At 66.2% G+C, this 14,595-nt stretch carries 15 protein-coding genes; 5 read left to right on the top strand and 10 right to left on the bottom strand.

Annotated elements, in window-relative coordinates:
- The first annotated feature begins 103 nt into the window (after nt 1-103).
- Nucleotides 104-892, top strand: a complete 789-nt coding sequence (locus tag EPAKOI_RS12535; protein ID WP_423192315.1) for a DUF4377 domain-containing protein — start codon at nt 104-106, stop codon at nt 890-892.
- Between the two features lie 83 nt (nt 893-975).
- Entirely contained in the window at nt 976-2,283 is a 1,308-nt protein-coding gene (locus EPAKOI_RS12530; RefSeq protein ID WP_253700010.1) for an O-antigen ligase family protein, read from the top strand.
- A gap of 10 nt (nt 2,284-2,293) precedes the next feature.
- Here the strand turns inward: EPAKOI_RS12530 and EPAKOI_RS12525 are convergent, their stop codons facing one another.
- From EPAKOI_RS12525 to EPAKOI_RS12510, 4 genes are all read right to left on the bottom strand, one after another.
- Nucleotides 2,294-3,763 carry a TolC family outer membrane protein gene (locus EPAKOI_RS12525; RefSeq protein WP_423192314.1) on the bottom strand — a complete coding sequence of 490 codons (1,470 nt, stop codon included), beginning with the start codon at nt 3,761-3,763 and terminating at the stop codon, nt 2,294-2,296.
- 180 nt (nt 3,764-3,943) lie between these two features.
- Complete coding sequence (locus tag EPAKOI_RS12520; protein WP_124683494.1) at nt 3,944-4,267, bottom strand: rhodanese-like domain-containing protein; 324 nt, start codon at nt 4,265-4,267, stop codon at nt 3,944-3,946.
- A 13-nt stretch (nt 4,268-4,280) separates the two neighbouring features.
- Nucleotides 4,281-4,934, bottom strand: a complete 654-nt coding sequence (locus EPAKOI_RS12515; protein ID WP_124683495.1) for a protein-L-isoaspartate O-methyltransferase family protein — start codon at nt 4,932-4,934, stop codon at nt 4,281-4,283.
- Nucleotides 4,935-5,170: 236 nt separating this feature from the next.
- On the bottom strand, nt 5,171-5,953 hold the full coding sequence (locus tag EPAKOI_RS12510) for a TetR/AcrR family transcriptional regulator (RefSeq protein ID WP_423192313.1): 783 nt from the start codon (nt 5,951-5,953) through the stop codon (nt 5,171-5,173).
- Nucleotides 5,954-6,179: 226 nt separating this feature from the next.
- Here EPAKOI_RS12510 and EPAKOI_RS12505 point away from each other — a divergent pair, with 226 nt between their 5' ends.
- The 3 genes from EPAKOI_RS12505 to EPAKOI_RS12495 all read left to right on the top strand — a co-directional run bounded on the left by EPAKOI_RS12505 (nt 6,180) and on the right by EPAKOI_RS12495 (nt 8,021).
- A complete protein-coding gene (locus EPAKOI_RS12505; RefSeq protein ID WP_423192312.1) occupies nt 6,180-6,467 on the top strand; it encodes a YkgJ family cysteine cluster protein in 288 nt (95 codons plus the stop codon).
- Between the two features lie 27 nt (nt 6,468-6,494).
- Complete coding sequence (locus EPAKOI_RS12500) at nt 6,495-7,061, top strand: DUF1439 domain-containing protein (protein ID WP_313835190.1); 567 nt, start codon at nt 6,495-6,497, stop codon at nt 7,059-7,061.
- A gap of 78 nt (nt 7,062-7,139) precedes the next feature.
- Nucleotides 7,140-8,021 carry an undecaprenyl-diphosphate phosphatase gene (locus EPAKOI_RS12495; protein WP_124683499.1) on the top strand — a complete coding sequence of 294 codons (882 nt, stop codon included), beginning with the start codon at nt 7,140-7,142 and terminating at the stop codon, nt 8,019-8,021.
- 52 nt (nt 8,022-8,073) lie between these two features.
- Here EPAKOI_RS12495 and trmB read toward each other — a convergent pair whose 3' ends face one another.
- From trmB to kefB-GI, 6 genes are all read right to left on the bottom strand, one after another.
- The gene (gene trmB / locus EPAKOI_RS12490) at nt 8,074-8,862 is read right to left on the bottom strand and encodes a tRNA (guanosine(46)-N7)-methyltransferase TrmB (RefSeq protein ID WP_423192311.1); all 789 of its coding nucleotides are present in this window, start codon (nt 8,860-8,862) and stop codon (nt 8,074-8,076) included.
- Nucleotides 8,863-9,122: 260 nt separating this feature from the next.
- Nucleotides 9,123-10,031 (bottom strand): LysR family transcriptional regulator, encoded by a 909-nt coding sequence (locus EPAKOI_RS12485; RefSeq protein WP_003141085.1) that lies wholly within the window; start codon nt 10,029-10,031, stop codon nt 9,123-9,125.
- Nucleotides 10,032-10,263: 232 nt separating this feature from the next.
- Nucleotides 10,264-11,415 (bottom strand): S1C family serine protease, encoded by a 1,152-nt coding sequence (locus EPAKOI_RS12480; RefSeq protein WP_012761372.1) that lies wholly within the window; start codon nt 11,413-11,415, stop codon nt 10,264-10,266.
- A gap of 24 nt (nt 11,416-11,439) precedes the next feature.
- Complete coding sequence (locus tag EPAKOI_RS12475) at nt 11,440-12,405, bottom strand: zinc metalloprotease HtpX (RefSeq protein WP_012761373.1); 966 nt, start codon at nt 12,403-12,405, stop codon at nt 11,440-11,442.
- Nucleotides 12,383-12,880, bottom strand: a complete 498-nt coding sequence (gene psiE-GI, locus EPAKOI_RS12470; RefSeq protein WP_020306406.1) for a heat resistance protein PsiE-GI — start codon at nt 12,878-12,880, stop codon at nt 12,383-12,385. The genes EPAKOI_RS12475 and psiE-GI overlap by 23 nt, the downstream gene beginning before the upstream one ends.
- Nucleotides 12,877-14,592 (bottom strand): heat resistance system K+/H+ antiporter KefB-GI, encoded by a 1,716-nt coding sequence (gene kefB-GI / locus EPAKOI_RS12465; RefSeq protein ID WP_012761375.1) that lies wholly within the window; start codon nt 14,590-14,592, stop codon nt 12,877-12,879. Before kefB-GI ends, psiE-GI begins: the two co-directional genes overlap by 4 nt.
- Nucleotides 14,593-14,595 lie beyond the last annotated feature (3 nt).

Below are 14,595 nucleotides of genomic sequence, written 5' to 3'. Positions count from 1 at the left end.
TGCTGTGGGTGGCGGTTGGCGCACAGGGCCCGTTCGCTTCCAGAGCCGCCGAGGAGCCCCCATGCCGAATCGTCCGATGTTTCGTACTGCTGCCGCAGCCCTGATGGCAGCCGCGACAGCCGCCGTGCTGTCCGCCTGCGCCACCGGCCCGATGCCCGACAACCCGTCCGCCAGCCCCGCCCTGAACGAAACCCGTTCAAGCGGCCCGAGCCGCTGGGAACTGATGCGCTGGCAGCGCGAGGACGGCAGCTTGCGGGACATCCCGCATGGCGACAACGGCGAACCCATCGTCTTCAACTTCAGCGACGGCATCGATTCGTCGCAAGGCACCGTCAGCGGCACCAGCGGCTGCAACCGGTTCACGGGCGGCTATGGCAAGACCAGCAGCGGCATCAAGTTCGACCGCGTGGCCGGCACGCGCATGGCCTGCCCCGGCACGCGGATGGAAATCGAATCGGCGCTGCTCAAGGCGATGCAGTCGCCGTTCACGACCGTCGGCACCCAGCCCTCGGCGGGCACCACCGGGCGCCAGATCATCTGGAAAACGGCCGACGGCGAGTTGCTGCAGTTTGTGGAGCGCGAGGGCGTGGGCCGGCGCGGCGACAAGGTCGACCCGGCCACCGGCGCCGTGCCGGGCCGCGAGAAGATCGTCTACCTGGACTCCCAGCGCGTGGAATGCACCGGGGTCGGCAAGATGCAGTGCTACCGCTGGCGCGAATCGCCGGACGCCCCGTGGCAACTCTGGTACGGCCCGATCGAGGGGCTCGATTTCGAGCCGGGCGTCGGCTACAAGCTGCGCGTGCGCGAATACCAGGTGCCCAACCCGCCGGCCGATGCATCGGCCATCCGGTGGCAGTTGCTGGAGGTGGTGGAACGGCGTCAAGGGAGGTGAAAGGGGGATCGATTAGAATGCCGGGTCGGCTCAAACGGGCAAGTGACGAAGTGGTCGCTGACAGGCATTCGAAACCTCTAGCTATGATGAACTTCAGCAAACACGGGATCTCGACGCTCGCAGATGTTCTGGTCTTTGCGTTTCCCATCCTCGTTCTGTGCGTGCCGCGCGGCGCGGGCGTTTTCCTGGCTGGCGTCGGCCTGTTGATCCTGCTGGGCTGGCGTGGCATGGGGCGGGCATGGCGCGAACATGCCGATTTCCTGGTGCCGCTGGCGGTGTCGGTCGGGCTGTTCCTGGCGGTCTTCGTGTTCTCGAAGTTCTACCACGACACGCCCTGGAATGTGATCGATAACCCATCTCGTGCGTTGCTGGCGATCCTGGCGTGCTGGGTGATGGTGCGCACGGCGTCGGATCCGACCCATCTCTGGCGCGGCATCACGGTGGCGCTGGCCGGCGCGCTGATGATCGTGATCTATCAGAAGTTTGTGATGGGCATCCCGCGCCCCGGCGCATGGGTGCAGGCCATTGCCTTTGCCAACATGGTCGCGGCGCTGTCGCTGGTCGGTTTCGCCCGGCCGGGTACCAGCCGGTTCGCCCATGCCGAAGCGTGGCTCAACGTCATCCTCGGGACGATGATCCTGATGCTCAATGGCACGCGCGGGGCGGTGGTGGCGATGCTCGTGGCCGTGGTGCCGATGCTGATGGTGCGCTACCGCCGTCTCAGTTTCCGGATGTTTGTCGTGGCGCTGGCCGGCGCCGCCCTGCTGGGCACCGCCGCCTATTTCGTGCCGGACAGCCCGGTCTCGGCCCGGGTCGACGACGCGGTGAGAGAGGTGCAGCAGTACCAGCACGGCCAGATCGAGACGTCGGTAGGCGTGCGGCTGAAGATCTGGCACCTGGGCATGCAGTATTTCGCCGAGCATCCCTGGACCGGGATTGGTGTCGGCCAGTTCGCCCGCATTCTCCACGCCTCAACGTTCTGCCAGCAGAACGAGTCGACGGCCTGCGTGCTCGAACATGCGCACAACGATTTCGTGGAAGCCGCATCGACCACCGGCATCCCCGGTCTGATCGTCTTCCTTGGCCTGTTCATCGTCCCCGCCGTCCTCTTCGCGCGCGTGATGCGTGCGTGCCGCGCCAACGTTTGCCCGAAGGGGGTGAGCCTGGGCGGCGGTGGGCTGGGCGTGGTGCTGTCGGCGTTGATCTGCGGATTGACGCAGGTGACCCTGGCACATCAGGCCAATGTCGTTTTCTATGCGGGATTGACTGGCATGCTGCTGGGACTGGCGGCGCGGGAAGCGCGCTTGGCGCAGCGGCATCAGGCCACGCCGGCGGCCAGCGCCAGCGTATCGCCCAACGCGATCCGGATGGCCGCGGTCGGCGCCGTCTGAATCGGTCCGCTCAGGAGCGCGGCGCCAGGCTCTCGCGCCGGCCGCCCGCGCGGCGTGCCGGCGCCGACTGCGGCACCGCCCCCACCCGCGCCTTCTCCGGCAACCGGTACATCGCCCCCGGCAACTGCGTCAGCAGCGTATTGATCTGCACCACATCGGCCTCGGACAGCGTGCCGGTCGATGCCTTGAGCCGCATCCCGTTCATGATCGTGTCGTAGCGGGCCTTGGCCAGGTCGCGTCGGGTCGAGAACAGTTGCGCCTCGGCGTTCAGCACGTCGATATTGATCCGCACGCCCACCTCGTAGCCCAGCTGGTTCGACTCCACCGCGCTCTGCGCCGAGCGTTCGGCCGCTTCCAGGGCCTTGACCTGGGCCAGGCCGTTGAACACGCCGGAGTAGGTCTGCCGGGCCTGTTGGGCGGCCGTGCGGCGGGCGAATTCCAGGTCGCTGGCGGCCTTGTCGGCCAGGGCCAGCGTCTCGCGCACGCGGGACTGGGTGAAGCCGCCGGTGAAGATCGGGATATTGAGCTGCACGCCGACCACGCCGGAGTTGTAGCGGCTGCCGACGTTGCTGAGCTGCGTGGCCGTGCCCTGGGCGTTGGTGTAGCCGTAGGAGGCCACCAGATCCACGGACGGCAGGTGGCCCGCCTTGGCCTTGTTCGTCTCGCGCTGGGCGGTCTCCAGGTTGTAGTTGGCCAGGTTGACCTGCGGATTGCTCTGCTCGGCCTGCGCCGCCCAAGCGTTGACGTCGGCCGGCAGCGGGCCGGGGATCTGCGCTTCGGGACGCAATCCCATCAGTTCGTCGACGGGCTTGCCGGTTACCTGCTGCAGCGTCGCCCGCGTGATCTCCAGCGCGTTCTGCGCGGCGATCTCGGTCGACGTGGCCAGGTCGTAACGAGCCTGGGCGTCGTTGGCGTCGGTGATCGTCGCCGTGCCTACCTCGAAATTGCGCTTGGCCTGCTCCAGTTGCTCGGCGATCGCCTTTTTCTGGGCGCCGGCCAGGTACAGGTTGTCCTGCGCGGCCAGTACGTCGAAATAGGCTTGCGAAGCGCGCGTGATCAGGTCGAGTTGAGCCTGCTGGAACGACACCTCGCCCGCCATCGCCGCCAGTTCGCCCTGCTTGTACGTCTCCCAGCGGTCCCAGCGGAACAGCGGCTGGGTAAGCTGCAGCGCCCACGTGTTGGCGTTGAAATAGCGCGTGACTTCCACCGGCGAGCTGTAGTCGGCCATGGTCCGCTGCGCGCCAGCCGTGCCGGCTACCTGCGGCAGCAGGCCGGACAGGCCCTGCGGCAGCTTCTCGCGCGTGGCCAGCAACTGGGAGCGGGCGCTGGCGAACTGGGCGTCATTGGCTTGCGCGTCGCGGTACACCTGCAGCAGGTCGGCCGCGAGCGCGGACGGCACGTGCAGCCAGGTGAGCAGGGCAGCCGCGAGCACCAGGGGTTTCCTGGCCGCAACGGGCACGGCGGAAAGCGCAAAACTCATGACATCTCCAGCTCGGCCTGCGGCGCGCGCGGCCAACGTTCGGTTCAGTGCGACGGATAGGACAGCCAGGGCGGGGTACGGCGTGCCGCAGGCACTGCGGGTACTGCGGGTACGGCGGACAGGCGGGATGCGGCGCGGTGGCCCGGTCCCGCCCCGGAACGGGCCGGCACCGGGTCCGGATCAGTACTGCGGAACGGACGGATCGACCTGGGTCGACCACGCGTGGATGCCGCCGGTCAGGTTGTAGACCTTCGCGTAGCCCTGGCGCTCCAGAAAGCTGGCGACCTGCATGCTGCGCGCGCCGTGGTGGCAGATGCAGACGATCTCGGCGTCTTCGTCGAGATCGTTCAGACGGGCCGGAATCTGGCCCATCGGGATATGCGTGATGCCGGGCATGGCGGCCGTGCGGATCTCCAGATCCTCGCGCACGTCCAGCAGCACCGGCTTGGCGCGGCTGGCATCGGCCAGCCACTGCGCCAGTTCGGGGGCGGTAATCACCTGCATGGCTGGCTCCGGATCAGAACTTGAAGCGCGACGGCTGCGCGGCGCCTTGCAGCGGCTTGGCCAGCGTCTCGAACACGTTCACCACCTGGTACGCGGTCTCGGACACGCGCGTGATGATCCGCGCTTCCATGACCGGCGCCGTGCCGACGATGGCGGCGATACGGCCGCCCACCTTGACCTGCGACAGGATCGACTGCGGCAGCTCGGGCATCGAGCCGGAGATGCAGATCACGTCGTACGGCGCGGCCACGGCCCAGCCGTCGGCGGCGTTGCCTTCGGCCACTTCCACGTTGGTCACGCCGGCGTTGGCCAGGTTCTGCCGCGCCAGGGCCACCAGTTCGGGGCGGATGTCGACGGTCAGCACGTGGCGGGCGCGGTTGGCCAGCAGCGCGGCCATGTAGCCCGACCCGGCGCCGATTTCCAGCACGTTCTCGTGCTTGCGCACGTTCAGGTCCTGCAGGACGCGGGCTTCCACGCGCGGGGGCATCATGTTCTCGCCGCCCGGCAGCGGGATTTCCATGTCGACGAAAGCCAGCGCGGCGTACGCCTGCGGCACGAACGCTTCCCGCTTGACCACGGCCAGCAGGTCCAGGATTTCCTGGTCCAGCACGTCCCACGGGCGGATTTGCTGTTCGATCATGTTGAATCGGGCTTTTTCGAGATCCATCTTGCCTTTCCTTCCAGATGCTTGCGGGGTGGCGCAGCCGGCCGGTAAGCCTTGCCGTCAGCGCTGTTGTGTCGAGTGATGCCGGGTTTGCGGTGTCCCGGCCGGGCGCGCTGCCGCGGCTGGCCGGGATGTTACGCAAAAGCCCGCTATTTTACCCCTGCGGGCCCGGCTGGCATGTTTACAAACCGTTATCGTTGCGTGGCGGCACGCGGGGGCGGGGCGGGCGAGGGGGGTATTCATGGCCGGGCGGGTTCGGTGTCGTCTTCGGCGGTGTCCTGCAACGCCGTGGCCGCCCGCTCGGCGTTCAGTTCGTCGCGGATCTTCTCCCAGATGAACGGGCCCTGCGGCGCCGGCAGCGGGGTATCGCGCGACGTGCCGGTGGTCAGGCCGAACAGCAGCACCTGCAGCAACTGGTCGACAAAGGCATCCGGGTCGATGGCCGGCACGTTCAACTGGCTGAACGCGCTGCGCCACAGCATCAGGAACACCAGCGGGGCGCAGAGCAGCGTCGTGGTCGGATTGGCCGGCACTTCGCGGAACTCGCCCCGCGCCACGCCGCGCGCCAGCACGCGGGCGAACAGTTCGTCGCCCGGGCCCATGACCTCGTCCTGGTAGAACTGGGCGATGTCGGGGAAATTGCCCGATTCGGCGATGATCAGCTTGGTCAGCCCGGCCACCGGCGTGGCGCCGATCAGGCCCCACCATCCCAGCAGTAGCTCGCGCAGCAGTTCGGGCGTGGAGCCCTGGAACGTGTCGACGACCTCGGTGCCCTTGGCCAGCGCCGGCACCATGTTTTCGCGCACCACGGTCTTGAACAGCTCTTCCTTGTTGGCGAAGTACAGGTAGACGGTACCTTTGGACACCCCGGCCGCGGCCGCCACGTCTTCGAGCCGCGTCGCGGCATAGCCGCGCTCGACGAACAGGGTCAGCGCGGCGGCCACCAGTTCCTGCGGGCGCGCGGCCTTGCGGCGGCTCCATCGGCGGGTGTCGGTGTCTTTCTTGGGCAGGGCAGGGGTCACGGGACAGGCGGCGCACGGGTTGCCGCGGCATTAAATAACTTGTCGGTCAGTAATGTAGGGGGCCGATCTGGGCGCGTCAAGCGGCGTGCGACGAACGGTGAAAGTGCGGTATCGCACGCATGTTGCCCTTTGTTGCAGGTCGGCCGCGCCCGCTCAGGCACAATGGCGCCTCGGCCGCGCGACTGCGCTGCCGCTATTGTCGGCATCCGCCACTGAAACCTTCACCATGTCCTGCCAGTCTGAACCCACCTGCCGCGATGGCTGTGGCGCGTGTTGCATCGCCCCGTCCATCACGTCGCCCCTGCCGGGCATGCCCGATGGCAAGCCGGCCGGGCAGCGGTGCGTCCAGTTGATGCCGGACATGCGCTGCGCGGTCTTTGGCCGTCCCGAGCGCCCGGCGTTCTGCGGCGGCCTGCGGCCGTCGGCCAAGATGTGTGGCGATTCGCGGGAAGCGGCCCTGGTGTGGCTGACCCGGCTGGAGCAGGCGACGGCGCCCGGTGCGCTGGCCGCCTGACGTCCCGCCCCAGATGGAGAAGCATGCATGATCGCAATGACGCGCCGGCGCTGGCTGGCCGCAACGGGCATGGCCGCGCTGGCCGGCGCGGGATGGCTGGCCGGCTGCAGCGTCTTCCGCAGCGAGTACACGTTCTCGCAGAGCCAGTTGCAGGACGCGCTGGCGCGGAAGTTTCCGTTCAACAAGCGCTATATGGAAGTGTTCGACATCCAGTTGGCCAATCCGCAACTGGTGCTCGATAGCCCCCGCAACCGGGTGCTGGTGAGCTTCGACGCGACCATCGACAACCGGCTGTTCTTCCGCCAGCCGCTGACCGGCCGCTTTGCGCTGGACAGCGCGCTGCGCTATGACCCGCCCACGCACTCGCTGGTCCTGCAGGACCCCGAGGTCAAGCAGTTTGACGTGCAGGGGCTGCCGGGCCAGTTCTCGCGGCAGCTCAATGCGCTGGGCGGGTTGTTGTCCGAGCAGCTGCTGCAGGGATATCCGCTCTATACGTTCAAGCCGGAGCAACTGCGGCTGGCCGGCACGAGCGTGGAGCCCGGTACAATCACGGTCCTGCCCGACGGTATCAACGTCAAGATCAATCGGCCGTAAATCCAGATCAACAATATTGCGGTGCCCGGCATCGCGGGCGGTTCAGACCGCCTTTCGCACGTACTTTTTCGAGTCCATATGGATATTGCACTTGCCCTCAAGGCCGTCATTCTCGGCATCGTCGAAGGACTGACCGAGTTTCTTCCCATTTCCAGCACCGGGCACCTGATCCTCGCCGGGCAACTGCTCGATTTCAACGACGAGAAGGGCAAGATCTTCGAGATCGTGATCCAGTTCGGCGCCATCCTGGCGGTCTGCTGGGAATTCCGCCGCCGCATCGGCGCGGCGCTGGGTGGCCTGGCGTCCGACCCGAAGCAGCAACGGTTTGCCATCAACGTGATCGTGGCCACGCTGCCGGCCATCGTGCTGGCGTTCGTGTTCGGTAAATGGATCAAGGCCCATCTGTTCAACCCGATCTCGGTGGCGATGGCGTTCATCGTCGGCGGCGTGGTGATCCTCTGGGCCGAATGGCGCGAGGCGCGGCGGGGCATGGTGTCGCATCCGCAGGGCAACGCGTTGCTGGAAGCGGCCAAGGCCGGCGCGCCGCGCATCGAGTCGATCGACGACCTGACGTGGCGCGATGCGCTCAAGGTGGGCGCCGCCCAGTGCTTTGCGCTGGTGCCCGGCACGTCGCGGTCGGGCGCGACCATCATCGGCGGGATGCTGTTCGGCCTGTCGCGGCAAGTGGCGACCGAGTTTTCGTTCTTCCTGGCCATCCCCGTGATCTTCGGCGCCACGGTGTACGAACTCTACAAGGCGCGCGCCGTGCTGTCGGCCGACGATCTTGGCGTTTTTGCGATCGGCTTCGTGTTCGCGTTCCTGTCGGCGTTCCTGTGCGTGCGCTGGCTGCTGCGATTCGTCGCCACGCACGATTTCAAGCCGTTCGCGTGGTACCGGATTGCTTTCGGGATTATCGTGCTGCTGACGGCGTGGACCGGGCTGGTGTCGTGGCACGCTTGAGGCGCGCCGAAACGCACCACCCGTGAAAAAGGGGCCGATCCGGCCCCTTTTTTTACGCCTTGCGGAACACGACGTCCCAGACCCCGTGGCCCAGCCGCAAGCCGCGCTTCTCGAACTTCGTCACCGGACGGTACTCCGGCCGTTCGGCAAAGCCGCCCGGCGCCTGCGACGTATTCACCAGCGTGGGCTCGCCCGACAGCACCTCGACCATCTGGTGCGCGTACTCCTCCCAGTCCGTGGCGCAATGGAAGTAGCCGCCCGGCTTGAGTCGGCTGGCCAGCAGCTTGACCAGCGGCGGCTGCACCAGCCGGCGCTTGTTGTGGCGCTTCTTGTGCCACGGGTCGGGGAAAAAGATATGCACGCCGTCCAGTGACTGCTCAGTCAGCATGTGCGCAATCACCTCGACGGCATCGTGGTTCATGATGCGCACGTTCTGCAGGTCCCGCTCGCCAATCAGCTTCAGCAGCGCCCCGACGCCCGGCTCATGTACCTCGCAGCCAATGAAGTTGTCGTCCGGACGCAGGCCGGCGATATGCGCGGTCGTCTCACCCATCCCAAAGCCAATTTCAAGGATCGACGGCGCCTGGCGGCCGAAGGTGGCCGTCCAGTCCAGCGGTTCGGGGCGGTAGGGCACGATGTACTGCGGGCCCAGGTCGTCGATGGCGCGCTGTTGTCCGGTCGACGTCCGGCCGGCCCGCCGCACGAACGACCGGATGCGGCGCGGGTGCGCGACCCCTTCGCCGGGCTGGGTGGGAGCGCTGGAAGCGTCTGCAGGAGTTCCGCTGGCGCCGTCGGCATCGTCGCCGGGCAGCGTGTCGGTATGCGTGTCTTGGGGAAGCATGGCAACAAAAAACCGCCGGGCAGTCTACCGGTCATCCTTCGACCGGGTGCCAAGGCGGCTTGTCAGGTGAGAACTGGAGCGGGCGATGGGAACATCATCGTGTTCCCAACTCGTTGATTGATAACGAGTTTTCCGCACTCGGCGAACCGAGATGGACATAATTATGGACTGAAAACCACGCTTGGTCAACGCGCGCTCCGAGCAAGTCCAGTGCGAGCCATGGACAGCCAGCAGTAGCCAATGTACCCGAGCGCTCAACGTCACGAGGCCGGTTCATCTCCCTTTGGCAGGAACTCCTCGCGGGCGCGCTGCAGAAACCGCTTCATGGGCTCAGAGGGTTCGGCGCTGCGGCGCAGCAGGTAGGTAGACAGCATGGGCGGCGTGCCGGCCAAGGGGCGAACGGTTATGTCGGGGCGGTTCAGGGTCTGCACCTGCGAGGCAATGGCGAAACCTAGGCCATAACCGGCACCGACCAGAGTCAGCATCACGCCTAGGCTCGTCACCTGATCTACCAGCTTGAGCGGCTTGGACGCACCTTGAAGCACCGCCTGGATCTGGTGGTGGCAGCCCGATCCCGCGTCCGGATGGCACAGTACCAACGGAAACTTCAAGGCTTCATCCAATGGCACTTCCGCGTGCGCCAACAAGGGGTGGCGCACGGGCACGATCACCGACAGAGGATCGGTCCACACGGGCTCGGCGACAAGGCCTTCGCTCACCGCGTCCGACAGCGCAAAGCCGATGTCCAGCAGATCGTTGTGCAGGCCCTTGAGCTGCTGCGCGAAAGGCAGCTCGAAGACGCGAATCTCCAGTTCGGGCTCTTCCTCGCGGCTGCGCGCCAGCAAGGTGGCAATGTGGGGCTGCGCCAAGCTGTCGCAGATGGCGATGCGCAGATAACCCTGATAGCCCTGCGCCGCCGCCTTTGCGGCACTCACCGCCTGCTCCACGGTGGCCAGCACACGCCGGCACTCACCGAGGAACACTTGACCGGCCCAGGTCAGTCGCGTCTGGTGCGCGCTGCGGTCGAACAACTGCACGCCGAGCGTGGCTTCGAGATTGCGCATTGCGCGCGACACAGGCGATTGTTCTACGCCAAGGCGCTCGGCCGCTCGCGCGAAATGCAGTTCTTCCGCGACCGCAACGAAATAGCGCAGTAGTCTGAGTTCCAATGCGGCCTCCTGTTTGCCTCGTTCCTGGCCTGCGTCCACCTCATGCGGATTGCGCCTCGCTTTCTCCTTCGATGATTGGCAAGAGGTTCCGGCGTTGCATGCTTGCCTATTCGGATAGGCAGATCGCATCCGAAAATTACGGAGGTTGAGGCGGAACGCTACCTGGCCGAAGACCTGAGAACCTCAATCACCGCGACGCTGCACTACCGCCTGATCCACAGGTTCAGTTCAATCAATTCCCGGGTTGCAGCTCCACACGCACCTCGCGCGATTTGCCGGCCCGTTCCACTGACAAGACCACCACATCGCCGACCTTCCTGTCGTCTAGCCGCGCGAGCAGCTTGGCCACATCGTCCGTCGCCTTGCCATCAACATCGATGATGCGGTCGCCCGGCACGATGCCTTGCGGCGTGACTTCGACACCCGCGAGGCCGGCCTTGTGCGCTGCCGAACCAGGGGTAACACGCAACACGAACACGCCCTTGCTTCCGGTCAGTGCAAGCAGACGCTGATTGAGCTGTTCGTCCACCTCAATGCCCAGCGCCGGACGGATGTACTTACCGGTCTTGATGAGTTGCGGGACTACGCGCATGACGGTGTCCACCGGCACGGCGAAACCAATCCCGGCCGAGGCGCCGGAGGGGCTATAGATCGCCGTGTTGATGCCGATGAGCCTTCCTGCCGAATCGAGCAGCGGCCCACCGGAGTTGCCAGGGTTGATGGCGGCGTCGGTCTGGATCAGGTGATCGATGGCCGGGCCGCCCGCTTCTCCGGGTAACGAGCGGTCGAGCGCGGAGACGATGCCGGTGGTGAGCGTCCAGTCCAGGCCGAAGGGGTTGCCGATAGCGAACACCTTCTGACCCACCTTGAGGTCGGCACTGGTGCCGACCGGCACGGCCGGCGGGCGCTTGAAACCGACGCCAATCTTGAGCACGGCGATGTCGTGCGCTGGGCTCGTCCCCACCAGCGCGGCCTGGTAGTCGCGGCCATCGGCGAGTTTGACCGTGGCTTCAGAAGCACCCTGGATGACGTGGAAGTTGGTGACGACGTGGCCGGCATCGTCCCAGATAAAGCCCGAACCGGTGCCGCGCGGCATGGAAAAGACATTGCGAGTCCAGACGTCGCGCACCAGCTGCGCGGTGGTGATGTAGACCACCGAAGCGCGCGATTCTTCGAACAGTTCGATGGTGGCTTTCTCGTCCGCCGCCAGATCGCCACGCGCCGTCACGGTGCGATCTGCCGCCTCGCGCGGACTGAACCAGGCCTCGATGGCGGGCAGGAACTGCCACAGCAGCATGAGCGTGGCAATACAGGCGGTGATGAAGAGCCAGCGCCGGATGAAGGGGTCCGGTGCGGGGCGTGGGTACGGGTCGGGGTAGGCCATGAGAAGTCTCCTGTTGATAGGCAATCAGCGCCACAGCCCGCTCGGGTGCCAGCGCGGCGGGCGCGGCGTCACAGCGGATTCCGGCAAGAAATGGGGCGCGTGGAATGGCAACGCTGATGCTGGCCCAGGCGCCAACGTCAGCAGGCGTGCGATACGCTCTTGCGTTGCCGGATGCGTGCGCAAGCAGGAGGGCTCGGGATTGCCCCATCCCGGCCACAGCCAGGCACGCCAGGAGCGGCTGACCCGCTCGATTTTCGCCAGCGCGGACGCCAGCCCCTGCGGGTCGCCCGTCAGTTCCGCCGCGAGGCGGTCAGCGTCGAACTCACGCACGCGAGACAAGCCGAGCTGTGCGAGCAGGGCCAGCTGGGGCGATGCGGCCAATAACAATAGACCAGGCCAATAGACCTCCGCCGCGCCAACCAGCAGCGCGGGCAGGTTGAGCAGGATCGCGATTTGTCCCATGAGGGCCAGCAGGCTCGTGAGGCGACTGACGGAATCCGCCAGCCTCATGACGCGCAGATCCTCATTGGTGATGTGCGCGATCTCGTGCGCGAGCACACCCGCCAGCTCGCGTGGGCTCAGGCTGCGCAGCAGGCCATCGGTGAGGGCGATCGATGCCTCCTGCTTCGATCCGGTGGCGAAGGCGTTGACGACGGCACTGGGCACATAGTGCGGCACCGGCGTGGCGGGCAAACCGGCACGGGCGGGCAGCTCGCGCAACAGGGCCCACATCTCGTGGGCTTCTTGCGGGTGCAAGGCCCGTACGCGGTACAGGCGCAAGCTCAGCGCCGACGCGGCTACCGGTTCCAGCAGCAACGCACCTGCAACGGCAAACAGCGCGAGCCACAGGCCGCCTTCCCCAAACGGCAGTCTCCCTGCTGCGGCTGCGATCCCGACCAGGGTCAGGACCAACAGCCCGGTCTGCAGGCGGTTGAGCCAGCGGTGTTGCAACAGCGCCGTGCGCGGATCACTGGGATGATGACGGGTCATGCTCAGAGGTCTCGGCGGCGCGGTCGCCGCGCTTGCGCAGCAGCCAGTAGGTCGCACCCAGAGCCAGCGTGGCGCCTGCCAGCGCGGCTATCTTTGCGGGGCTCGCCTCGGGGTCAAGGATCACGAACTTGCGCGCCAGCGCGATCAGACCGATGAGGATCACGGTCTTGCCCTGGATGATGCTGTCCCGACGCAGCGCCACGCGCACAATGGAATGCTTGAACTCCATCGCGATCAAGAGCGTCATGATCATGCCGAACACACTCTGGAATACCTTGTGATCCAGGGGATTGAAGGCATCGAGGACCAGCAGCGTGAAGACGATGGCGATGAGCTGGAACAGCGACACCACGATGATGACGGCAATTACCGCCGACAGAACGAGGGCGACGACCTGCTCGAAGCGCTCGTATAAACTCATGATGGCCCATTGGTCACGGAAGACCTGAAATGGATTGCGGCCTGTTGACTTCATGCAGATGGACTCCCTGCGACATTGCCGCTGTCGAGACGGCGGCGCATCGCACTGATGTTTCGTTCGACGAGCTTGGCCGACATGCCAAGCGACGACATCACTTGTTCCGCCAGCCCAAGGCCTGCGGCAAAGGATTGCTGGTACACACGCACGTTGGGCATGGCGCGAAATGCATCGGCCGCGGTCGTACTTCTGCATGACACCCACAAGGTCAGCGCCGGACGGCGCTCGGCAATCGCCTGGGCGATGCGCAGCACTTGCTGGGCATGGGCGAACGTGAGCACCACCAGACGCGCTTGCGCCAACCCGGCAGCCAGCAGGGTATCGGGCCGACTCGCATCGCCATGGAACACCGGCACGCCGGCGGCACGCTCGGCCTCTACCTTCTGCTCGTCTGCTTCCAGCAGCAGATGCGCCACGCCGGCGTGGCGAAGAATCTCACTGACGGTCAGGCCAAGCTCGCCCGCGCCGCAGATGATGACGTGGTCTCGAAATCGCGCTGTCTGCGCGGTGATCTCAACTTCTTCAGCCTGGGGTGGCTGAATGACGCCGCCGGTGCGGCTCAAGAACCGGGCAAGTACATCGTGATGGCGGATCAGCAGCGGTGCCAAGGCCATGCTGAGCACCAGCGCGACCAGCATGGGTTGTACGACGGTCGCGGGAATCAGATGCTGCTGCAAGACCATGCCCAACAACAGCAGGGCGAACTCGCCGCCATGCCCCAACGCTATGCCCGTGCGCCAGGCATCGAGGGCGGACAGGCGCGTCGCCCGCAAGGCCAGGGTGTTGAGCCCGATCTTGACCGGTACCAGCACTGCCAGCCACGCGAACACCGCCAGTGGTGCCGAAAGAATCTGCGCTCCGTCCAACTGCAGGCCGATGGTCACGAAGAACACCCCCGACAACACATCGCGAAACGGTTTGAGGTGGCTTTCCATGTGGTGACGGAAGTCGCTCTCGCCCAGCACCATGCCGGCCAAAAACGCACCCAGGGCGGCGGATACGCCGACCGCGTGTGCAGCAGCGGCGGCAGCCACCACCACGCACAAGGAAACCAGCACGAAGGATTCTTCGTGGCCCTGCCGCGCCACCCAGCCCAGCAGGCCATGCAACAGACGACGGGAGGCGAGGGCCGCTGCCGCGAACAACATCAGCACGCCCAACACTTCGAGCAGCACGCTCTCGATCTTCGGCGACTCGCCGCGCGCCCAGATCGCCAGCAGGGCCAGCAGGGGCACGCTGGCCAGGTCCTGAAAGACCAGCACGCCGATGGCGCTGCGGCCGTGGCGGGTGGTGAGCTCGCCTTGGTCGGCCAGCTGTCGGCTGACCAGCGCCGTGGACGACATGGCCGCCGCAGTGCTGAGCAACGCAGCGCGCTGAACTGGCTGTCCCAGCCACATCAACATCAAGGTCAGTGGCGTGGCGACAGCGATCATCTGCAAGCTGCCGGCCGCCAATACGGTTTTACGGGAAAGCCAGAAGTGCCCGAGGGAGAACTCCAGCCCAACCATGAACAGCAGCAGGGCCACGCCCAGCTCGGACAGAAAATCAAGCGCTTCTCCCGGCGCGACTACACCGCTGACCGACGGGCCCAGCAAGGCGCCGACGGCGAGGTAACCCAGCAAGGCGGGTACTCTGAACGCCGCCGTCGCCACATCCGCGAGGCTGCATGCCGCCAGCAGGATCAGGGTGGCGCCGAGCAAGTCCTGCATCGG

This window comes from Cupriavidus sp. H18C2, from assembly GCF_049393795.1.
GTDB lineage: Bacteria > Pseudomonadota > Gammaproteobacteria > Burkholderiales > Burkholderiaceae > Cupriavidus > Cupriavidus pauculus_C.
The sequence above is the reverse complement of the archived record's forward strand: the minus strand, read 5'-3'. Positions and strand labels throughout refer to the sequence as shown.